At 62.3% G+C, this 21,266-nt stretch carries 14 protein-coding genes; 8 read left to right on the forward strand and 6 right to left on the reverse strand.

All coding sequences use genetic code 11. The annotated features are described in order from the left end of the window. The first annotated feature begins 21 nt into the window (after nucleotides 1-21). Entirely contained in the window at nucleotides 22-837 is an 816-nt protein-coding gene (locus PSH80_RS08745; protein WP_057440755.1) for an SDR family oxidoreductase, read from the forward strand. Nucleotides 838-1,011: 174 nt separating this feature from the next. Further along, the gene (gene csrA / locus PSH80_RS08750) at nucleotides 1,012-1,206 is read left to right on the forward strand and encodes a carbon storage regulator CsrA (RefSeq protein ID WP_057440758.1); all 195 of its coding nucleotides are present in this window, start codon (nucleotides 1,012-1,014) and stop codon (nucleotides 1,204-1,206) included. On the opposite strand, the gene PSH80_RS08755 is transcribed toward csrA, so the two are convergent. The 4 genes from PSH80_RS08755 to PSH80_RS08770 all read right to left on the reverse strand — a co-directional run bounded on the left by PSH80_RS08755 (nucleotide 1,203) and on the right by PSH80_RS08770 (nucleotide 6,349). Beyond that, complete coding sequence (locus PSH80_RS08755) at nucleotides 1,203-1,430, reverse strand: YheU family protein (protein ID WP_003192759.1); 228 nt, start codon at nucleotides 1,428-1,430, stop codon at nucleotides 1,203-1,205. The genes csrA and PSH80_RS08755 overlap by 4 nt on opposite strands. 59 nt (nucleotides 1,431-1,489) lie before the next feature. Further along, entirely contained in the window at nucleotides 1,490-2,674 is a 1,185-nt protein-coding gene (locus tag PSH80_RS08760) for an osmoprotectant NAGGN system M42 family peptidase (RefSeq protein WP_120732323.1), read from the reverse strand. Nucleotides 2,675-2,827: 153 nt separating this feature from the next. Further along, nucleotides 2,828-4,573 (reverse strand): N-acetylglutaminylglutamine synthetase, encoded by a 1,746-nt coding sequence (ngg, locus tag PSH80_RS08765; RefSeq protein ID WP_128593835.1) that lies wholly within the window; start codon nucleotides 4,571-4,573, stop codon nucleotides 2,828-2,830. Nucleotides 4,574-4,576: 3 nt separating this feature from the next. Further along, nucleotides 4,577-6,349 carry an N-acetylglutaminylglutamine amidotransferase gene (locus PSH80_RS08770; protein ID WP_057958882.1) on the reverse strand — a complete coding sequence of 591 codons (1,773 nt, stop codon included), beginning with the start codon at nucleotides 6,347-6,349 and terminating at the stop codon, nucleotides 4,577-4,579. A 309-nt stretch (nucleotides 6,350-6,658) separates the two neighbouring features. Between PSH80_RS08770 and PSH80_RS08775 the strand changes: the two genes are divergently transcribed. Further along, the gene (locus tag PSH80_RS08775; protein WP_216312410.1) at nucleotides 6,659-11,479 is read left to right on the forward strand and encodes an NEL-type E3 ubiquitin ligase domain-containing protein; all 4,821 of its coding nucleotides are present in this window, start codon (nucleotides 6,659-6,661) and stop codon (nucleotides 11,477-11,479) included. Nucleotides 11,480-11,487: 8 nt separating this feature from the next. Here PSH80_RS08775 and mnmC read toward each other — a convergent pair whose 3' ends face one another. After that, complete coding sequence (mnmC, locus tag PSH80_RS08780) at nucleotides 11,488-13,485, reverse strand: bifunctional tRNA (5-methylaminomethyl-2-thiouridine)(34)-methyltransferase MnmD/FAD-dependent 5-carboxymethylaminomethyl-2-thiouridine(34) oxidoreductase MnmC (protein WP_057958884.1); 1,998 nt, start codon at nucleotides 13,483-13,485, stop codon at nucleotides 11,488-11,490. Between the two features lie 197 nt (nucleotides 13,486-13,682). Between mnmC and PSH80_RS08785 the strand changes: the two genes are divergently transcribed. From PSH80_RS08785 to PSH80_RS08805, 5 genes are all read left to right on the forward strand, one after another. After that, a complete protein-coding gene (locus tag PSH80_RS08785) occupies nucleotides 13,683-14,099 on the forward strand; it encodes an NEL-type E3 ubiquitin ligase domain-containing protein (RefSeq protein WP_057958885.1) in 417 nt (138 codons plus the stop codon). Between the two features lie 102 nt (nucleotides 14,100-14,201). Next, a complete protein-coding gene (gene pap / locus PSH80_RS08790) occupies nucleotides 14,202-15,719 on the forward strand; it encodes a polyphosphate:AMP phosphotransferase (RefSeq protein ID WP_057958886.1) in 1,518 nt (505 codons plus the stop codon). Nucleotides 15,720-15,820: 101 nt separating this feature from the next. Then, a complete protein-coding gene (locus PSH80_RS08795) occupies nucleotides 15,821-17,005 on the forward strand; it encodes a thiolase family protein (protein WP_057958887.1) in 1,185 nt (394 codons plus the stop codon). A 365-nt stretch (nucleotides 17,006-17,370) separates the two neighbouring features. Continuing rightward, nucleotides 17,371-18,495 (forward strand): IS481 family transposase, encoded by a 1,125-nt coding sequence (locus PSH80_RS08800; RefSeq protein ID WP_057961168.1) that lies wholly within the window; start codon nucleotides 17,371-17,373, stop codon nucleotides 18,493-18,495. A 340-nt stretch (nucleotides 18,496-18,835) separates the two neighbouring features. Beyond that, entirely contained in the window at nucleotides 18,836-19,795 is a 960-nt protein-coding gene (locus PSH80_RS08805; RefSeq protein WP_057958888.1) for a DMT family transporter, read from the forward strand. A 1-nt stretch (nucleotide 19,796) separates the two neighbouring features. Here the strand turns inward: PSH80_RS08805 and PSH80_RS08810 are convergent, their stop codons facing one another. Beyond that, on the reverse strand, nucleotides 19,797-21,185 hold the full coding sequence (locus PSH80_RS08810; RefSeq protein ID WP_057440775.1) for a class II fumarate hydratase: 1,389 nt from the start codon (nucleotides 21,183-21,185) through the stop codon (nucleotides 19,797-19,799). Nucleotides 21,186-21,266: the final 81 nt, after the last annotated feature.

The following is a 21,266-nucleotide window of genomic DNA, read 5'->3' on the forward strand; positions in this document are numbered from 1 at the left end:
TGAATCACAAGGCTACTTCCTATGCAAAATCGCATGATGATCACTGGCGCCGGATCCGGCCTGGGTCGCGAAATCGCTCTGCGCTGGGCCCGCGAGGGCTGGCAGCTGGCCTTGTCGGATGTCAGCGAGCCGGGCTTGCAGGAAACCCTCGCGCGGGTGCGCCAGGCCGGTGGCGACGGGTTTATCCAGCGCTGTGACGTGCGTGACTACAGCCAGCTCACCGCCTTTGCCCAGGCCTGCGAGGTCAAGCTGGGCGGCATCGACGTGATCGTCAACAACGCCGGGGTCGCCTCTGGTGGGTTCTTCAGCGAGCTGTCCCTGGAGGATTGGGACTGGCAGATCGCAATCAACCTGATGGGGGTGGTCAAGGGCTGCAAGGCCTTCCTGCCGCTGCTGGAAAAGAGCAAGGGCCGGATCATCAACATCGCCTCCATGGCGGCCCTGATGCAAGGCCCGGCCATGAGTAACTACAACGTGGCCAAGGCCGGTGTGGTGGCGCTTTCGGAAAGCCTGCTGGTGGAGCTCAAGCAGCAGGAAGTCGGGGTGCACGTGGTGTGCCCGTCGTTCTTCCAGACCAACCTGCTGGACTCGTTCCGCGGCCCCACCCCGGCGATGAAGGCCCAGGTTGGCAAACTGCTGGAAAGCTCGCCGATCAGTGCGGCAGACATTGCCGATTACATCTACCAGCGTGTGGCCGCCGGTGAGTTCATGATCCTGCCCCACGAACAGGGACGCATGGCCTGGGCGCTGAAACAGAAAAACCCGCAATTGCTGTATGACGAGATGACCAGCATGTCGGAAAAAATGCGCGCCAAGGCTCAGTCGGTCAAAGGCTGAGGGATATAAACAATGCGTTTATATTTTTGCGCTCCTACTGGGCTGTTTGATATTCGTCTGTCAGTAAATCCAACCCTGGATTGTAGGGCGGATCTGTTTATCTGGCAGGTCATTGATGGCTCGTAGGGGAGGGCGCATGGTCGCGGTCCGGTAACTTTCCAAAGGACACACGCCATGCTGGTACTTAGCCGCGCGGTAGGCGAAATCATTTCCATCGGCGATCACATCACCCTGCGGATCCTGGAGGTCAACAGCCTCCAGGTGAAACTCGGTGTGCAAGCGCCCGCAGGGGTCAATGTGCACCGGGCGGAGGTCTACGAAAAGATCCGCCGCCTGCAGGGGCAGGCGGTGGCGGTGCCCAACCCTTAGTCGAACAGGTGCTTGGGCACGTCGTGCTTGAGCATCAACTGGCACTGCTCGCTTTCAGGGTCGAAAACAATCAGCGCCTGACCCTTGGTCAACGCCTGGCGCACGCGCAGTACGCGGGTTTCCAGGGGCGTGTCGTCGCCGTTGTCGGTGCCGTCGCGGGTCACGAAGTCTTCAATGAGGCGGGTCAGGGTGTCGACTTCAAGTGCATCGTAGGGAATCAGCATACAAGCCTCAAATGGTGGATCCCGGCGATCCTACTGTGCCGGGATCATAGTTGCCAGCCTCAGGATTTCTGCCCGATCAGGCTGTCCACCGAGGGCACGCGGGTGTCACTCTCCATTTGCGTTTCGTGTTCCAGTTGATGACTGAAGCGGTCCAGGGAACCCTGGGCCGGTTGCGCATCGCTGGCAAATACCGGCGGGCTGAGGATGTAGGCGCCCAGCAGGCGGCTCAAGGCCGCCAGGCTGTCGATATGGGTGCGCTCGTAACCATGGGTCGCATCGCAGCCAAAGGCCAGCAACGCGGTGCGGATATCGTGGCCGGCGGTGACCGCCGAGTGCGCGTCGCTGAAGTAGTAGCGAAACAGGTCACGGCGTACTGGCAGGTCGTTTTCCGCCGCCAGGTGCAGCAGGTGCCGGGACAGGTGATAGTCGTAAGGGCCGCCGGAATCCTGCATCGCCACGCTCACCGCATGTTCGCTGGAGTGCTGGCCGGGGGCGACCGGGGCAATGTCGATGCCGACGAACTCGCTGACATCCCAGGGTAGGGCCGCCGCCGCGCCGCTGCCGGTTTCTTCAGTGATAGTGAACAGCGGATGACAGTCGATCAGCAACGGTTCGCCGCTGTCGACGATGGCCTTGAGCGCCGCCAGCAAGGCTGCGACCCCGGCTTTGTCGTCCAGGTGGCGGGCGCTGATATGGCCGCTTTCGGTGAATTCCGGCAGCGGGTCGAACGCCACGAAGTCACCGACGCTGATCCCCAGGGAGTCGCAATCGGCGCGGGTGGCGCAGTAGGCGTCCAGGCGCAGTTCGATATGGTCCCAACTGATCGGCATTTCATCCACGGCGGTGTTGAAGGCATGCCCGGAGGCCATCAGCGGCAGCACGCTGCCACGGATCACGCCATTGTCGGTGAACAGGCTGACGCGGCTGCCTTCGGCAAAGCGGCTGGACCAGCAACCCACCGGGGCCAGGGTCAGGCGGCCATTGTCCTTGATCGCCCGTACGGCGGCGCCAATGGTGTCCAGGTGCGCGGAGACGGCACGGTCCGGGCTGTTTTTCTGGCCCTTGAGGGTGGCGCGGATCGTACCGCGCCGGGTCATTTCAAACGGGATGCCCAGTTCTTCCAGGCGTTCGGCGACGTAGCGCACGATGGTGTCGGTAAACCCGGTAGGGCTGGGGATGGCGAGCATTTCCAGCAGCACTTTTTGCAGGTAGTTGAGATCCGGTTCGGGGATGGCTCGGGTCATGGAAACTCCTGATGAGTTGAGGGCATCGATGGTTTCGATGAGGGGCTTGGGGATTTGTTGGCCGGGCTGGCCTCATCGCAGGCAAGCCAGCTCACACAGCAACCTGTGGGAGCGGGCTTGCCCGCGATGAGGCCCGTCCAGTCAGCTCATGTCTCAAGCCGTGGTTTGACTGTGGGGGAACAACAAATCCACAAACCGTTCTGCCGTGGGCTGTGGTTCATGGTTGGCCAGGCCGGCCCGTTCATTGGCTTCGATAAATACGTACTCCGGCTGGTCAGCGGCCGGCACCATCAAGTCGAGGCCGACCACCGGAATATCCAGGGCACGCGCCGCACGCACGGCAGCATCCGCCAGCGTCGGGTGCAGAATCGCCGTGACATCTTCCAGGCAGCCCCCAGTGTGCAGGTTGGCAGTGCGCCGTACCGCCAGCACTTCACCCGAAGGCAGGATGCTGTCGTAGTCATATCCTGCCGCCTTCAGGGTGCGCAGGGTTTCGTCATCCATCGGGATCTTGCTCTCGCCGTCTGTGGCCGCCTGGCGGCGTCGGCTCTGCACTTCGATCAAGGCGCCGACGCGGTGCTTGCCGTCGCCGATCACCTGCGCCGGGCGCCGGATCGCGGCAGCTACTACTTCAAAACCAATCACCAGGATGCGCAGGTCCAGGCCCTCGTGGAAACTCTCCAGCAAAACCCGGGAGTCGAACTGGCGCGCCGCTTCGATGGCGCCTTGCACTTCTTCGATGGTCTGCAAGTCCACGGCCACGCCCTGGCCCTGTTCTCCGTCCAGCGGCTTGACCACGATGCGCTGGTGTTCGTCGAGAAACTCCAGGTTGTCGTCGGCGTTGGCTGCCAGTTGTTGCGCTGGCAATTTCAAGCCGGCGGCGCTCAAGACCTTGTGGGTCAGGCTCTTGTCCTGGCACAGGCTCATGCTGATCGCACTGGTCAGGTCGCTCAGTGACTCCCGGCAGCGCACCCGGCGCCCGCCATGGCTGAGGGTGAACAGCCCGGCTGCGGCATCGTCCACCTGCACATCAATACCGCGCCGGTGCGCCTCTTCGACAATGATCCGTGCATAGGGATTGAACCCCGCCTGCGGCCCCGGCCCAAGGAACAGCGGCTGGTTGATACCGTTCTTGCGCTTGATGGCAAAGGTGGTGAGGGCGCGAAAACCGAGCTTGGCGTACAGGCTCTTGGCCTGGCGATTGTCGTGCAGCACCGACAGGTCCAGGTAACTCAGGCCCCGGCTCATAAAGTGCTCGATCAGGTGGCGCACCAGCACTTCGCCGACGCCGGGCCGCGAGCATTGCGGGTCGACGGCCAGGCACCAGAGGCTGCTGCCGTGTTCCGGGTCATGGAAGGCTTTATGGTGATTGAGGCCCATGACGCTGCCGATTATCGCGCCGCTGTCTTCATCCTCGGCCAGCCAGTACACCGGGCCGCCTTGATGGCGCGGGGTCAACAGGTTGGCATCCACCGGCAACATGCCGCGCCCCTGGTACAGGCGATTGACTGCCTGCCAGTCGGCTTCGCTCTGTACCCGGCGAATGCGAAAGCCACGGAACACCCGGGTCGCCGGCCGGTAGTCGGTGAACCACAGGCGCAAGGTATCGGAGGGGTCGAGGAACAACTGTTGCGGATCAATCCCGAGGATCTGCTGGGGCGCGGCCACATACAGGGCGATATCCCGTTCCCCGGGCTGCTCGTTGAGCAGCTCCAGGGCCAGGCTCGCCGGGTCGGGGAAGGTATGGCCAATCAATAAGCGGCCCCATCCGCAATGCACGGCGATGGGCTGGGCGCTGGGTTCGCTGCCGTCTTCGGCCAGGCGCGCTTGCAGGCGCTCGTAGGACGGTGCCTGGCCGCGCAGCAGGCGTTGGCTGTAGGCCGTGGCGTGAGGTTTCATCAATCAGATTCCTTGTTCGCTGAGCCACAGGTTCAGCGCCGCCAATTGCCACAGCTTGGAGCCGCGCAGCGGGGTCAATTGCCCTTGGGGGTCAGTGAGCAGACGGTCGAGCATCGCCGGGTTGAACAGACCACGATCCTGGCTCGGGTCCAGCAACAGGTCACGCACCCAGTGCAGGGTGTCGCCCTGCAAATGCTTGAGGCCGGGCACCGGGAAGTAGCCTTTCTTACGGTCGATCACCGCACTGGGGATCACCCGGCGCGCGGCTTCCTTGAGCACTTGCTTGCCACCGTCCGGCAGCTTGAATTGGCCCGGCACCCGCGCCGACAACTCCACCAGGCGGTAGTCGAGAAACGGCGTGCGCGCTTCCAGGCCCCAGGCCATGGTCATGTTATCCACACGCTTGACCGGGTCGTCCACCAGCATCACCGTGCTGTCCAGGCGCAGGGCCTTATCCACAGCCGCCTCGGCGCCGGGCTGGGCGAAATGCTCGCGCACAAAGTCGCCGGCGGCGTCATTGGCGGTCAGCCATTGCGGGGCGACGGTGGCCGCGTAGTCGTCGTAGCTGCGGTCGAAGAAGGCCTCGCGATAGGCCGCATACGGGTCACTGGCGCCGTCCACTTGCGGGTACCAGTGGTAACCGGCGAACAGCTCATCGGCGCCCTGGCCGCTTTGCACCACCTTGCAATGCTTGGCCACTTCCCGCGACAGCAAATAGAAGGCAATGCAGTCATGGCTGACCATTGGCTCGCTCATGGCGCGGAACGCGGCCGGCAGTTGCTCGATGATTTCGCTTTCGGCGATACGCAGTTGGTGGTGCCGCGTGCCGTAGTGCTTGGCGATCAGGTCGGAGTACTGGAACTCATCGCCACGCTCGCCGCCGGCATCTTCGAAGCCGATGGAGAAGGTCGACAGATCCTGTACGCCGACTTCGCGCAACAGGCCCACCAGCATGCTCGAATCCACACCGCCCGACAGCAGCACGCCGACATCCACCGCCGCGCGTTGGCGAATCGCCACGGCTTGGCGGGTGCTGTCGAGCACGCGGTCGGTCCAGTCTTCCAGGGTCAGGTGTTTTTCATCGTCATGGGGGCCGTAGGGCAGGGTCCACCAGGTTTTCTGCTCGGTCTTGCCGTTGGCCTCAATCCGCATCCAGGTGGCCGGCGGCAGCTTTTCGATGCCCGCCAGCAAGGTGCGCGGTGCCGGCACCACGGCGTGGAAATTCAGGTAGTGATTGAGCGCCACCGGGTCGAGGATCGGGTTGATATCGCCGCCCTTGAGCAACGCCGGCAACGCCGAGGCAAAGCGCAAGCGCTGGCCGGTGCGCGACAGGTACAACGGCTTGACGCCCAGGCGGTCGCGGGCGATGAACAGGCGCTGGCTGTCGCGCTCCCAGATGGCAAAGGCAAACATGCCGTTGAGCTTAGGCAGCAAGGCTTCGCCCCAGGCGTGGTAGCCCTTGAGCAGCACTTCGGTGTCGCCGCCGGAATAGAAGGCGTAGCCCAGGGCTTCAAGCTCGGTGCGCAGTTCCGGGAAGTTGTAGATCGCGCCGTTGAACGCCAGGGACAGGCCCAGTTGGGCGTCGACCATCGGCTGGGCCGAGCCGTCCGACAGGTCCATGATTTTCAGGCGACGATGGCCCAGGGCAATCGGCCCTTGGGCATGGAAGCCCCACGCGTCAGGTCCGCGTGGTGCCAGGTGATGGGTGATTCGCTCCACCGCTGCCAGGTCGGCAGGTTGATGATCGAAACGCAGTTCTCCAGCTAATCCGCACATAAAGTCCTTACCGGTTTTTCCGTTGGGGAGGGGGTAAAAGGCACGCGCCAAAACGGCGGGTACCCAAGGACTGACCCGAGGCTATACCTGGAGTTTTAGATCAATAAGTTATATGGCAAACGGCCGCTCCCCCGCGCACGCCGTTCTGCGGCCCGTGGGGCGCGGGGCAAAGTGGAGGTAATTAGGTCTGGCTCTGATGCAAATAGTGGCGCGTTTCCAAGGGCAACCCCCCAGCTATTTGAACCCTTCTGCGGTGCAGGGGAGCTTATGGTGATGCGTCATGTTCAACGCGATTAAGGACCGTTGCGAATGACGCAAACAGCAAAGCTGAGCCAGGCTGTGCAGCCTGTGACCTCGGACGAATTGATGAAGGCGCTGCTGGACAGCACCGGCGACCTGGATAAAGCGCAGGTCTTGCATGACACGTTGCCCGCCTGGCTGGTCAAGGCCGATCCCCAGGCACTCCAGGCCATAGAGCAGGCGTATGCCGACAGCGAGCGGCCCAAGGCAAACCTGCAACGGCTGCTGAGCCGTCTGACCCCTCTGGACGCGTTCTGTGCCGAACGCCTCACGGCGTTTCTGGCCGCCAAAGGCCACACCCAGCTGGATATCGAGAACGACTCGCTGGAGCTCCCTAGGCGTACCTTCAGGGGAGTCAATCCGGACCTGGGCGGCATGCTGGTGCAGACCGTTACTCTGGAGAAACACAGCCTGCTGCAAGCGGCGATGCAGAATTTTTCCCAGGCCGGGGCCGAACCGGGAGGCATACCGATCAATGCCGTGGTCCGCGTTGGGGCTAAGCGCAGGGTTGCGCAAGATATCAGCGCCCAGACATTTATCGGCTACTGCCGCGAGCTTAATCTGGGGGAGGCCTATCAAACCCATGTGCGCGAGGTGTTTAACCTGACGGACCCGGACGGCGGCTATAGCCCGGCGGTGAGGACGATGGGTCAGTCCCGGTGCATGGATATGCTGATCGACCTGCAGATCGCCTATGCCAAAGGCGATATTGATCAACCGACCCGTGAGCTGTTGCTGGGCCTGGTCAAGGCGGACATGCCCGCCAGCAGCACCCGGCAACTGTGGTTCAACAACCAACCGCTGACCTGGCAAGGCTTGAACATCGACGGGGCGTGCCTGTGGGGCGTGCTGGTGTTTTCCGGCGCCTCCCCCGAGGGGTTTTCCAACGGCCCGATCGTGGTGTACATGCCCAATGAGCCCGTGCGGCCGTGGTACCGCTACGTGTCCCTGGAGCAGTTCAAGCTTTACCTCAGCCTCAAGCTCCACGTGAGTCGTTATCGACACTTCTTCATGGGCTACCTGGACGAGTCCGAGCGTTTCGGTTTTTTTCAGCGGTTTGAGCAGTACAACCTCCTGGTGCGCGTAGAACCGCTACCTGTAACGGATAATTTTTCGACGTTCTTTTTTAATGCCGGTGTCGGCAAAATCCAGATTGATGCCCGTGTGCTCGCCGTTCCCAATGCCCAGGCCGATGACGACGCACGCCGCCAGCGCACCCAGGATTACCTGGATGCGGGCTTGACGGTACTCAACGTCGCCGCGTTTGTGGTGCCGGTACTGGGCCAGTTGATGACGGGCGTGGCGGTCGGGCAACTGCTTGGGGAAGTGTTCGAAGGGGTGGATGACTGGGTACACCAGGACAAACTCGGTGCCCTTCGGCACCTGACGAACATTGCTGAGAACCTCGCGGCCATGGCGTTGTTCGCGGCGGGTGCAAAAGTGGCCGGCCGGCTCTGGAGAACCACGCCGCCGGCTTCGGGGTTTTACGAACGGTTCGAGGCGGTGCGCATGCCGGATAGAACCACGCGCTTGTGGCGCAGCCGCACCGAGCCGTACCGCCACACCGTTTCGCTCGAAGGGACGGTTGCCAGTCCCCGTGGGGTCTACCAGGCTCACGGCCAGTCCTACGTCAATGTCGACGGTTCGACCTACTCGGTTGTCTTTGACTCCGGTACCGGCCGCTGGCGGGCCCGACATCCGCAGCGTGATTCAGCGTATCGACCGCCCCTGGTCCACAACTACCAGGGCGGTTGGCAGTTCTCGTTCGAACAACCGCAAGAATGGCAGAACCCGGACTATGTCCTGGGCCGACTGGACCCCAGCCTCGGTACCCTTCCAGCCGGGCATCTACGGGATATCGCCGCCATCACTGACGCGACCTTGCCCCGCCTGCAGCAAATAGCCAGGCAAAACCTGCCATTGCCGGAGCGCTTGCGCGAACGTGCGCTGCGCTTCAGGCAGAATCAGGAGGTTCGCGACCTGATCTGGCAGATGGAGCATCAGGCACCGCTCGACGCGGCGACCACGCGTGTGCAGATGCTGGCCCTGCCGCTGATGGAAGGCTGGCCCCAGGGGCGGTTTTTCGAACTGCTGGACGAGCAGGGGTACCTGCTGGAGCGTCATCCCGACACCGCGCCTTTCGACTACGAAGACCTGAGCATCCACATCACCACGGGGCATCTGAAACACGGGCAAGTCCTGTCCAGCCTACTGGAGGCCCTCGACCCCGAGGAGACCGCGCGCCTGCTCGGCGGCACCTTCCCTCCAGAAGAGGCGCAAGAGGTGCTGGCGCGGCGGCTGACCGCTTCACTCAAGGACAATCACCAGGCGGTTTACGAAAGGCTGCGTGCCGATGTCGACTTTCCCGACCAGACCGATCACGGCGTGCTCAAGCATCGCTATCCGCAACTGCCCATTCGGCTTGCCTGGGAAATCATGACCCAGGCCTCCACGGCCGAGCGTTGGCGGCTGCGCGATACCGGGCGGGTGCCTTTGCGGATCGCCCAATGGGTGCGGGAGACCTTGGAAATACTTAACGAAGACGATGCCCTGAGCGGTCTGTACCTGCCGGAACTGGCCACCGACGCCACTCGGCGTATAGCGCTGGGGTTACTGCCGCGGGTTCCGGGCTGGCCCGAAGATGTGTTGATGCAAATACGCCAGGAGAGCTTGGACGGCAGTGTCATGGGGCAGGTGGGCAACGCATCTGCCGCCACCACTCGCACGCTGGTCCAGTCGAACCTGGGGTGGCGCGCCTACAACGGACAAGGTGCGCCGCTGGGGCCGATGGCCGAGGGCCCGGAGGGGTTCTATGAGGCGTTGCTTAACAGTTTGCCCCCCGCTGAGCTCGACCAGCTGCAGTTGCCCGCGAGCGGCAGGGCCAGCCATTTGCGCAATAGCCTGATTGGCAAGGCCCAGGATGAGCGGCGCCGGATTAGCCGTTATCTATGGCCGGAACGGCCGGTGCCCGAAGATCCGCCTGTGTCGTGCGTGCAAGCAATGCCCGTGGAGCCGCCGCGACAACCCGCCGGCCTGGTGCGCAAGGTCCGCAAGCTCTACCCCTTGTTTGATGAGCGGCGCATAGCGACCTTTTTGCAGGACTTGGGTCACGATCCGCTGTCCCGGGCCAAAGCCGTGCGTGCTCTTGAGCAGCAATATGAAGCACTGCATCGAACGCTCAAGGTGTGGGCCAGGGAGGGGGGCGGGCAGGGGCGCTCGGACGTTGCCCTGCGGGACTACCGCCTGGCCCGTCACCAGGCCGTCCAGCTCATCGAGCGCAGTTGGCAATATGCCTCGCTGATCCCGGATGAGTCCCATCGGCAAGTCCCGAATCTTTCCCTCGATGGCATGGTGATCGGGGCATTGCCGACCTTGCCGCCCGAAGTCAAGTTCGAGCATGTTCGCCAGTTGTCGTTAAGGAACATGGGGCTCAACGATGATGTTGGTTACTTCCTCAAGCATTTCAAAGGCTTGAATACTCTGGAGTTGACGGACAACCAGGTGACACGACTGCCGGAAGTGCTGCAGCAGATGAAGCACCTTCGTCGGCTGTACCTGGCCAATAACCAACTGCAACTGACGGAATATACGCGGACCAAACTCGGTGACCTGCGAGGGTTGACGGTATTGGACCTGAGCAACAACCCCCTGGTAGACCCGCCGCTGGTCAGCAACATGTTTGAGTTGCGTCACCTAGTCTTGCGCAATTGCCGGCTTCAGCGCTTGCCCTCCGGCTTTATGCGTCTGCCTTATCTGGAGCACCTGGACCTGCGGGAAAATGATCTCGCCACCTTGCCGCAGTGGTTGTTCGAGGTGCCACGCCAGCACGCTGAAATCATCAACCTGCGCCATAACCCGCTGGACTCCCCCAGCCGCCTGCTGTTGCAGAACTACCGGGACACCCTTGGCGTGGGCATGGGCTTTATGGAGGACGATATCGCCCGGCTCAATGAGCAGACCGCCCGGGACTTATGGTTGGGGGATGAGCGCATGGCGCGCTACGCCGAGCGGGTCGAGACCTGGACCGGACTCAAGGATGAGCTGGGCTCCGACGCTCTGTTCAAGCTGCTGGCCGGCCTGGGCAGTGTCGCAGATACCTCCCACGTGCAGGAGGACATGGGCCGCCGGGTCTGGCGCGTGCTGGACGCCGCGGCGATGGATGCCCGGCTGCGCGAAGAGATCTTTGAACGGGCGGCCACGCCCCTGAACTGTGATGATGCTGCTGCAGTGAGTTTCAGTAACCTGGAAGTGCTGGTTGAAATCCACCAGGCTTCGCAGCGGGTGGTGGGCGGTCAGGTCACGGCCAAGCCGCTCTTGAGGCTGGCCAAGGGGTTGTTTCGCCTCGACCGACTGGAGCATATGGCCCGCAGCCATAGCGCCGAGCACCCGATGCTGGATCCGCTGGAGGTCAGCCTGGCTTATCGCACCGGGTTGGCCGGGCGCTTTCATCTGCCCGGGCAACCCCGCCATATGCGCTATGCCAGTCTCGGTGGGGTGACCGAGCATATGCTGACGCTCGCTGAAATGCAGTTGAAGATGGCTGAGCTTTCTCCGCAGTTGTTGAAGTATGTGGTGAAGCTGCCGTTTTGGAGCAGTTATCTGCGGCGCATCCATAGCGGTTCATTCGACACCCTGAACCGGCCCTTCGGTGAGCGCGTCGAGGCGGTGTGGGCGCAGCGAGAGACGCTGGCTGACGCCGACTACCGGAGTCAGATGAGCCAGATACAGGATGAGCAGGAAAAGGCGGAGCTCGCCGAGCTTGAACGCCTGACCCATGAGGCGTTGAAACTCGACGACCTGGGCACCTGCGAGCTAACGCCGGCCGTTTGAGGGAGTGCTCACTGAGGTTTTTTCGTCACGTTGCTGCGAATTAACGCGCGTAGGGCGAAGCGACTCGGATGACAGGCCTCGGCGACACTGCGGGGCAGGGGCAGCGGTTCGTTGTCCAGCCACGCGGCCAACAGTTCGGCGCACAGGGGGGCGGTGATCAGGCCCCGTGAGCCGTGGCCGCTGTTGACGTACAGGCCGTCCAGCCATGGGCAGGCGATGTCCGGCGTATGCCGGGCGTCCTTGCGCAGGGCGTCATAGGCCTGGGCAAACGCCTGGGGATCGACCAGCGGCCCGACAATCGGCAGATAGTCCGGGCTGGTGCAACGAAACGCGGCGCGCCCCTCCAGGGTGTGTGGGGGCAGGCTGTCGGCGCGCAGGCGCTGGGCCAGGTCCGGGGAAATCTCCTGCAGCAGCGCCAGGTTACCGGCATGCTCGGCAGCGGTCGGCGCCAGGTCATCACTCTTGAAATCAAAGCTGGCGCCCAGGGTGTGTTCGCCCAGGCGGACCGGCGCGACATAGCCTTCGGCACAGACCACCGTGGCCAGCGCCTGGCTGTCGGCGGTCTGCGGCAACCGGGTGATTTGCCCGCGAATACGTTTAAGGGGCAGCTCGGCACTGGCGGCAAAACGCTTGACCTCGGCCGCCCCGGCCAGCACCACCACGGGGGCGCTGGCCAGCAACCTGTCACCGTCCCAGGCCTGCCATTGCTCGTCTACCTTGCGCAGTTCCAGGGCTTCATGCAGCACGTGCACGGTGATGCCCGGCTGGCGTGCCTGCCACTGGCAGAGGGCGGGCGGATGCACCCAGCCACCCTCGGGGAAAAACAGCCCGCCATACGCCAGGCCGACCCCGGCTCGGGCCTGGGCCTGATCCCTGTCCAGCAGGTGCAGCAAGTCCGGAGCAAATGCCTGGGCCAATTGGGCCTGGCGTTCGGCCTCCTTGGCGTTGAACGCCAGTTGCAGCACGCCACAAGCGTCCCAATCCACCCCTCGTTGCAGGTGTTCCAGCAGGCGCCGGGTATGCCCGAAGCCGCTGACAATCATCTGCGACAAGGCGGTGCCGTGGGCTGACAGCTTGAGGTAGAGCACCCCTTGCGGATTACCCGAGGCCTCCTGGGCCAGGCCTTCATGGCGTTCCAGCAGGCTCACCTGCCAGCCCCGTGCGGCCAGGCTCGCAGCACTGGTACAGCCGGCCATGCCGCCGCCGATCACCAGGGCGCGGCGCTCTCCCTTGAGGGCCGTCGGCCTGGCGAACCAGGGCTTGATCGGGGCCGGTAGCGGCGCGTCGGCCGGCCAACCGAGAAACTCGCCGCGCAGGATTTCCCACTTGTGACCAATGCCCGGTGTGCGCTTCATCTTGAACCCGGCGCTGTTGAGCAGGCGTCGCACCCAGCCGGTGCTGGTAAAGGTGCTGATGGTCGAGCCCGGGGCCGCCAGCCGTGCCAGCTCGGCGAACAGTTCGGCGGTCCACATGTCGGGGTTTTTCGCCGGGGCAAAACCGTCGAGAAACCAGGCGTCGATCTGCGCATCCAGTTGCGGCAGTTGCTCCAGGGCATCGCCGATCAGCAGGGTCAGCGTCACGCGCCCGTTCGCCAGGATCAGGCGCTGGAAGCCCTGATGAATGGCGACGTACTGCGCCAGCAATTGGTCAGCCAATGGCTTGAGCGCTGGCCAGAGGGCGAGGGCGCGTTGCAGGTCGGCGTGGCGCAGCGGGTACTTTTCCACGCTGACAAAATGCAGGCGCGCGCCCGGTACCGCGTGCTCCTCAAACAGCTGCCAGGCACACAGGAAGTTCAGCCCGGTGCCAAACCCCGTTTCCCCGATTACCAGGCGCCCGCCCACGGGCAGCGCGGCAAACCGCTCCTGCAGGCGGTTCTGCTCGAGGAACACGTAGCGGGTTTCATCCAGGCCCGACTTGTCGGAGAAATACACGTCGTCGAACACCCGCGAGCGTGGGCGTCCCTGGTCGTCCCAGTCGAGCTGGGCATTGGGCTGTACGGGGTTCATGGGCAACTCGGCAAAGACAAGGCGGCCATTCTAGTCGATCACGGGGGGCAGGGTTGAACCGGGTGTTAGCCGGCTACTTCATACATGGAAAAACTCCCGGCGATAGCCCCCGATTCGATCAACAATCAGCGTTAATCCGGCGGGTTGGCGCAGGGTATCGTTAGGCGTTCAACCCTAGGCAATAAGGGACATTGCTGATGTCGGTACAGGACGATTTAACCCACACATTCACGCAGCTGCCGGGGCAGCCCAAGTTTGCGCAGTATGTCTCGTTTGCCAATGTGACCCGTGAGGGGCTGGACGCCGCGCATTCCCAGGTGCGCACGGCAGAGTTGTCGCCGGCACTCTTGCGTTTCCTGACGCAGTTGTCGTTCTGGCAAGCTCACCTCAAGCAGCAATTTCCCGCGACATTCCTCGCGGCGACGCAACCCTTCGATGCGCGCCAGCAACAACTTTTCGAGAGCAGCCAGAGCCTCACCGACGGGGAATACCTCGCGCAGATGGAAGCCCTGCGCGCGCCGCGCCGGCAAGCCGTCGACGAGGTGGTGGAGCGATTGACCGAGGAAGTAATGAAGCACCATGACTTGGATATTTGTTACGTGCCCGAGGTCTGAGCCGCAGCCCGGTCAATTGATCCACGGCAAGTGGCGTGGAATTGCTTGCCCGCCGTGCTGCCCAATCCGCTAGTCTTGATCCATCTTGGAAGGGAGTCGCCCATGTTTGAATCCGCCGAAATTGGTCACGCCGTCGATAAGGACACTTACGACGCTGAAGTCCCGGCCTTGCGTGAGGCCTTGCTGGAAGCGCAGTTCGAGTTGCACCAGCAGGGACGCTTCCCGGTGATCGTGCTGATCAATGGCATCGAAGGCGCCGGCAAGGGCGAAACCGTCAAGCTGCTCAATGAATGGATGGATCCGCGCCTGATCGAGGTGCGCACCTTTGACCAGCAGACCGACGAAGAACTGGCCCGCCCGCCGGCCTGGCGCTACTGGCGACAACTGCCGGCCAAGGGGCGCATGGGCGTGTTCTTCGGCAACTGGTACAGCCAGATGCTGCAGGCGCGGGTCCATGGCCAGATCAAGGACGCACGCCTGGACCAGGCCATTGCCGGGGCCGAGCGCCTGGAGCAGATGCTGTGCGATGAAGGGGCGCTGATCTTCAAGTTCTGGTTCCACCTCTCCAAGAAACAAATGAAGGCGCGGCTCAAGGCCCTGCAGGACGACCCGCTGCACAGCTGGCGTATCAGCCCGCTGGATTGGCAGCAGTCCGAGACCTACGACAAGTTTGTGCATTTCGGCGAGCGCGTGCTGCGCCGCACCAGCCGTGACTATGCACCCTGGCATGTGATCGAAGGCGTGGATGCCAACTACCGCGGGCTGACCGTGGCCAGGATCCTTCTGGAGGGCCTGCAAAATGCCCTGAAGCTGTCCAAGGCCAGGGCCAGCGGCATCCATCCGGCGCCCTTGCCATCCTCGGTGGACCAGATGAGCCTGCTGGACAGCCTGGACATGACCCAGCGCCTGGAAAAGGACGACTACGAAGAGCAACTGATTACCGAACAGGCGCGGCTCTCGGGCCTGATGCGCGACAAACGCATGCGCAAACACGCGCTGGTCACGGTTTTTGAAGGTAATGACGCGGCGGGCAAGGGCGGGGCGATCCGCCGCGTGGCGGCGGCACTGGACCCGCGCCAGTACCGCATCGTGCCGATTGCCGCGCCCACCGAAGACGAGCGCGCCCAGCCGTACTTGTGGCGGTTCTGGCGGCAGATCCCGGCGCGGGGCATGTTTACCGTGTTTGACCGCTCCTGGTATGGCCGGGTGCTGGTGGAGCGGGTCGAAGGCTTTTGCACCACGGCCGACTGGATGCGCGCCTACGCCGAGATCAATGATTTCGAGGAGCAATTGCGCGACGCCGGGGTGATCGTGGTCAAGTTCTGGCTGGCGATTGATAAACAGACCCAGCTGGAGCGTTTTCAGGCCCGGGAAGAGATCCCGTTCAAGCGCTTCAAAATCACCGAAGACGACTGGCGCAACCGCGACAAGTGGGATGTCTACCGGGCCGCGGTGGGCGACATGGTGGACCGCACCAGCACCGAGATCGCGCCCTGGACCCTGGTGGAGGCCAACGACAAGCGCTGGGCACGGGTCAAGGTGCTGCGCACCATCAACCTGGCGCTGGAAGAGGCGTTCGCCAAGTCCGACAAGCACGACAAAAAGAAGAAGCACAAATAGCGCCATGCTTTTGCATACGCCAGGTGAATGATCGTCGCGATCGCCAGGCCCCGGATCTATCCTCGATCTGTCTCCCAATAACGACAAGATCGAGGTAGCCCATGCGTGAAGTAGTGATCGTCGACAGCGTGCGAACCGGCCTGGCCAAGTCCTTTCGCGGCAAGTTCAACCAGACCCGTCCTGATGACATGGCCGCGCATTGCGTCAACGCCTTGCTGGCACGCAGTGGCATCGACCCGGCCAGTGTCGAGGATTGCATTGTCGGCGCCGGCTCCAACGAAGGTGCCCAGGGCTACAACATCGGCCGCAACGTGGCGGTGCTGTCGCGCCTGGGCACCGGCACCGCCGGCATGACCCTCAACCGTTTCTGTTCATCGGGGCTGCAGGCGATTGCCATCGCGGCCAACCAGATCGCCTCGGGGTGCAGCGACATCATTGTCGCCGGTGGTGTCGAGTCCATCAGTCTGACCATGAAGAGCGTGAATACCGACAACCTGATCAACCCATTGCTCAAGGAGCAGGTGCCGGGCATCTACTTCCCCATGGGCCAGACCGCCGAAATAGTTGCCCGCCGCTATAACGTCAGCCGCGAAGAGCAGGACCTGTACGCCCTGCAAAGCCAGCAGCGCACCGCCCAGGCCCAGGCCGAGGGGCTGTTCGACGATGAAATCGTGGCCATGGCGGTCAAGTACAAGGTCGAGGACAAGCACACCGGCGAGGTGCAGATCCTCGACGGCGTGGTCGATCGCGACGACTGCAACCGCCCGGACACCACCCTGGCCAGCCTGAGTGGGCTCAAGCCGGTGTTTGCCGAGGATGGTTCGGTGACCGCGGGTAACTCATCGCAACTGTCCGACGGCGCGTCGATGACCCTGGTGATGAGCCTGGAAAAAGCCCTGGAACTGGGGCTCAAGCCCAAGGCGTTTTTCCGTGGCTTTACCGTGGCCGGCTGCGAGCCGGACGAGATGGGCATCGGCCCGGTGTTCTCGGTGCCCAAATTGCTCAAGGCCCGTGGCCTGCAAGTGGCGGACATCGACCTGTGGGAGCTCAACGAGGCGTTTGCGTCCCAGTGCCTGTATGCGCGCAATCGTCTGGAGATCGACAATGCCAGGTACAACGTCAACGGCGGTTCGATCTCCATTGGCCATCCGTTCGGCATGACCGGGTCACGGCAGGTCGGGCACCTGGTGCGGGAGCTGCAACGGCGCAATTTGCGTTATGGCATCGTCACCATGTGCGTGGGCGGTGGGATGGGGGCAACCGGGCTGTTTGAAGCTGTGCGCTGATCTGGCCCTGGGGGCCCAATTATTAAATGCAGCTTCGTGCTCTGGCTCTGCTTTTGATCTGGCTTTTGATCTTGATCTTAGGCGCCCCGTTAAACCACGATGGCCGCAGGCAGGCATTGCGCAGTGGGCACCCCGGCATGGATGCTGGGGTAGCCGCGACACGGCCATGGATGGCCGATCGCGGCGGGCCCACGGAGCAATGCCTGACTGCGGGCATGCCGAGCCTAGGCGAGGCACCGAGTGGTGGGGCAGGAGCCCTTTTGGTTACTTTTGGGGCTCTTTTTGTACGGACCGGACACATGGTTGACGGGTGTGCGGGGACATGGTGGACACTTTTGGCGAGCCAACTTCGCCGGAAAGCCATCATGCCCTGGGACACGAGAGATACCATGAGCCTGAAAGAAGAGTTCATTGCCTTAGCACGGCAACCCGGCAGCAATAAACGAGAGCTGTGTCGACGGTTCGGCATCAGTCCGCAAACGGCCTATAAGTGGTTGAAACGCTATGAAATGCAGGGGCAGTCTGGACTGCAAGAGAAGTCCCGAAAACCTGCGACTAGCCCAAAGCTAACCGCGCCAGCTCTGGAAGCGGAAGTCATAGCGCTTAGGCGAGCACATCCCGCTTGGGGCGGACGTACAATCAGCAGCCTTTTGAAAAAGCAGATTGCTCCTAGCACTGTCACCAATGTTCTGCACCGATGCGGGCTGATTCAGCCTGTTCAGAAGGAACAAGAAGCAAAGCTGAGATTTGAACACGATGCACCTAACGATCTTTGGCAGATGGATTTCAAAGGGCACTTCCCGACGCAAGAAGGCCGATGCCATCCGCTGACGTTGTTGGACGATCACTCACGATTCAATTTGGCGATTCAAGCTTGTGATAACGAGCGTGGAATCACAGTGAAGGAAAAGATGATCGAGGTATTCCAGCGCTTTGGTTTACCGGCTCGCATCAACGTTGACAATGGGCCGCCATGGGGCTCGCCACGCAACCCTGGGGAAATCACAGAATTAAGTATCTGGTTGATTCGCTTGGGGATCAGGATCAGCTTCAGTCGTCCTTATCACCCTCAAACCAATGGAAAGATTGAGCGCTTCCATCGTTCACTCAAAGCCGAGGTGCTTGATGGGCGTCAATTCTCCACGATCAAGGATGCTCAAACAGCGTTTGATCAATGGCGTGAGGTCTATAACTTAAAACGCCCTCACCAAGCACTGGACTACAAGGTGCCTATGGACCGGTATCGAGCAAGCCCCTGGGCTTATCCGCAGCAGCTATCGGAGTTTGAATATGGGCCGGATGATGTGCTGGCCAAGGTTTATCACAGCCGATTTCGCTTTCAGAAACGTTACTTCAGCATTGCCAAGGGGCTGGTTGGGCAGCACATCGCAGTTCGGCCTAACCCTGAAAGTGACGGGCTCTTTGACGTCTACTTCTGCCACCATTTCCTACGAACGATCGACGTGAGCAAACCGGACTATGGTTCATAATGTGTCAACTATGTCCCCGCACATGTGTCCACTATGTGTCCGGTCCGTACAGGGCTCTTTTCCAAAAGTGACCCGCTGTAAGAGCGGAACCAATAGCGGCCGTGACCGCAGCAATGGATATGTACACATACCCAGAGGATAGCTGTGTAGATACCCATGCTGCGATAGCGTCACCGCGATGCAACTGATGTACCGAGGTGCTTGCATCGCAGGCAAGCCAGCTCCCACACAAGCCAGCTCCCACAGTTGATTTGCGGTATGCCTGATAAAAAACTTCGCCAAGGTCCACCCACATCCCCCTAGAATGCGGCTTCCTCTACCTCTGGCTCTTGGGGCACTCATGCACATCTCTTCCGGCCGCTGGGTCTACGGTTTATCCCTGACCCTGCTGACCGCGCTGCTCTGGGGCATTCTGCCGATCAAGCTCAAACAGGTGCTGCAGGTGATGGACCCGATCACAGTGACCTGGTTTCGCCTGATGGTGTCCGGCAGTTGCCTGTTCGTTTATCTGGCCGCCGTCAAGCGTCTGCCCAGCCCGAAAGTCTTGGGCAAGCGCGGTGGCTGGCTGGTGGCGATGGCGGTGTGTGGGCTGCTGGGCAACTACGTGCTCTATCTGGTGGGGCTGAAGATGTTGAGCCCCGGCACGGCGCAACTGGTGGTGCAGATGGGGCCGATCTTTTTGATGATCGCCAGTGTGTTTCTGTTCAAGGAGCGTTTCAGCCTGGGGCAGGGGGTAGGCCTGTTGGTGCTGATCATCGGCTTTGCACTGTTCTTCAACCAGCGCCTGGCGGAGCTGCTGACATCCCTGGGCACTTACACCGCCGGGGTGCTGACGATTCTGCTGGCGACCACCATCTGGGTGTTCTACGCCCTGGGCCAGAAGCAATTGCTGACGGTGTGGAATTCACTGCAGGTGATGATGGTGATTTACCTGTCTTGCGCATTTCTCCTGTTGCCCTGGGTACATCCCATGGAGGCGCTGCAACTGAGCCCATTGCAAGGCTGGCTGTTGCTGGCGTGCTGTTTCAATACGCTGATTGCCTATGGCGCCTTTGCCGAAGCCTTGGCTCACTGGGAAGCGTCGCGGGTCAGTGCGACGTTGGCGATTACACCGCTGGTGACCTTTGTGGCGGTGGCGATTGCGGCCTGGTTGTGGCCTGACTATGTGCATGCCGAGCAGATCAATGGCCTGGGTTACGGCGGTGCGGTGCTGGTGGTATTGGGGTCGGCGTCGGTGGCGTTGGCGCCGTCCTTGATCGCCGGGCTCAAGGCCCGGCGCGCAAGGTTGGCCCACCTTTAGGTCAATGCCCGGCTTCGAGCATATTCTCCGGGCGTACCCACTGGTCGAATTCGGCATCGGTGAGGTAGCCCAGCTCCAGCGCTGCTTCACGTAGCGTCAGCCCTTCGGCATAGGCTTTCTTGGCAATCTGCGCCGACTTGTCATAGCCGATATGCGGGTTCAGCGCGGTCACCAGCATCAAACCCCGTTCCAGGTGCGCGGCCATTTGCTCGGCGTCGGGCTCAAGGCCCGCGATGCAATGTTCCTGGAAGTTGCGGCAGCCATCGGCCAGCAAGCGGATCGACTCCAGCAGGTTGTGGATAATCACCGGCTTGTACACGTTCAACTGCAAATGCCCTTGGCTGGCGGCAATGCCGATGGTCACGTCGTTGCCCAGCACCTGGCACGCCAGCATCGACAGCGCCTCGCACTGGGTCGGGTTGACCTTGCCGGGCATGATCGAACTGCCCGGCTCATTGGCCGGTAGGCGCACTTCGGCCAGCCCAGCGCGTGGCCCCGAGCCCAGCAGGCGCAGGTCGTTGGCGATTTTCATCAAGGCCACGGCCAGGGTTTTCAGGGCGCCGGACAGGGTGGTCAGCGGCTCATGGCCCGACAATGCGGCGAACTTGTTGGGCGCGGTGACAAACGGCAGCCCGGACAACGCAGCGATTTCTGCGGCAATCGCCTCGCCAAAGCCGTGGGGCGAGTTCAGGCCGGTGCCTACCGCCGTGCCGCCCTGGGCCAGCTCGCACACGGCGGGCAGGGCACTGCGAATGGCGCGCTCGGCATAGTCCAGTTGGGCGATGAACGCGGAGACTTCCTGGCCGAAGGTGATCGGCGTGGCGTCCATCATATGGGTGCGGCCGGTCTTGACCAGCTTCATATGGCGCGCCGACAACTCCGCCAGCCCGCCAGACAGTTCGCGCAACGCCGGCAGCAACTGCTCGTGCACCGCCTGTACCGTGGCGATGCTCATGGCGGTGGGGAAGCAGTCGTTGGAGCTCTGGGAGCGGTTGACGTGATCGTTGGGGTGTACCGGGCTCTTGCCGCCACGGGGCCCGCCCGACAGCTCGTTGGCGCGGCCGGCGAGCACTTCGTTGGCGTTCATATTGCTCTGGGTGCCACTGCCGGTCTGCCAGACCACCAAGGGGAACTGGTCATCGTGCTGGCCGTCGAGCACTTCGTCGGCGGCCTGTTCGATCAGCCGGGCAATATCGGCGGGCAGGTCGCCATTGCGGTCGTTGACCCGCGCCGCCGCTTTCTTGATCAGGACCAGGGCGTGCAGGACCGCCAGTGGCATGCGTTGTTCGCCGATGGCGAAATTGACCAGTGAACGCTGGGTCTGTGCGCCCCAGTAAGCGTCATCCGGGACTTGTACTTCGCCCAGGCTGTCGGTTTCGATACGGCTCATCGCAGGGACTCTCCTTGTAGTCGGTTTGCGCAGTTTAGGCCCTGGGGGGGCGATTGGGTTCCATAAAAGCCATTTCATCGG

The sequence above is a fragment of the Pseudomonas sp. FP818 genome, assembly GCF_030687335.1.
Lineage (GTDB): Bacteria > Pseudomonadota > Gammaproteobacteria > Pseudomonadales > Pseudomonadaceae > Aquipseudomonas > Aquipseudomonas shahriarae.

Bases quoted from the DNA above. Each gene is read 5' to 3' on its own strand.
- PSH80_RS08745 (WP_057440755.1), top strand. From the start codon at position 22: ATGCAAAATCGCATGATGATCACTGGCGCCGGATCCGGCCTGGGTCGC.
- csrA (WP_057440758.1), top strand. From the start codon at position 1,012: ATGCTGGTACTTAGCCGCGCGGTAGGCGAAATCATTTCCATCGGCGAT.
- PSH80_RS08755 (WP_003192759.1), bottom strand. From the start codon at position 1,430: ATGCTGATTCCCTACGATGCACTTGAAGTCGACACCCTGACCCGCCTC.
- PSH80_RS08760 (WP_120732323.1), bottom strand. From the start codon at position 2,674: ATGACCCGAGCCATCCCCGAACCGGATCTCAACTACCTGCAAAAAGTG.
- ngg (WP_128593835.1), bottom strand. From the start codon at position 4,573: ATGAAACCTCACGCCACGGCCTACAGCCAACGCCTGCTGCGCGGCCAG.
- PSH80_RS08770 (WP_057958882.1), bottom strand. From the start codon at position 6,349: ATGTGCGGATTAGCTGGAGAACTGCGTTTCGATCATCAACCTGCCGAC.
- PSH80_RS08775 (WP_216312410.1), top strand. From the start codon at position 6,659: ATGACGCAAACAGCAAAGCTGAGCCAGGCTGTGCAGCCTGTGACCTCG.
- mnmC (WP_057958884.1), bottom strand. From the start codon at position 13,485: ATGAACCCCGTACAGCCCAATGCCCAGCTCGACTGGGACGACCAGGGA.
- PSH80_RS08785 (WP_057958885.1), top strand. From the start codon at position 13,683: ATGTCGGTACAGGACGATTTAACCCACACATTCACGCAGCTGCCGGGG.
- pap (WP_057958886.1), top strand. From the start codon at position 14,202: ATGTTTGAATCCGCCGAAATTGGTCACGCCGTCGATAAGGACACTTAC.
- PSH80_RS08795 (WP_057958887.1), top strand. From the start codon at position 15,821: ATGCGTGAAGTAGTGATCGTCGACAGCGTGCGAACCGGCCTGGCCAAG.
- PSH80_RS08800 (WP_057961168.1), top strand. From the start codon at position 17,371: ATGCCCTGGGACACGAGAGATACCATGAGCCTGAAAGAAGAGTTCATT.
- PSH80_RS08805 (WP_057958888.1), top strand. From the start codon at position 18,836: ATGCACATCTCTTCCGGCCGCTGGGTCTACGGTTTATCCCTGACCCTG.
- PSH80_RS08810 (WP_057440775.1), bottom strand. From the start codon at position 21,185: ATGAGCCGTATCGAAACCGACAGCCTGGGCGAAGTACAAGTCCCGGAT.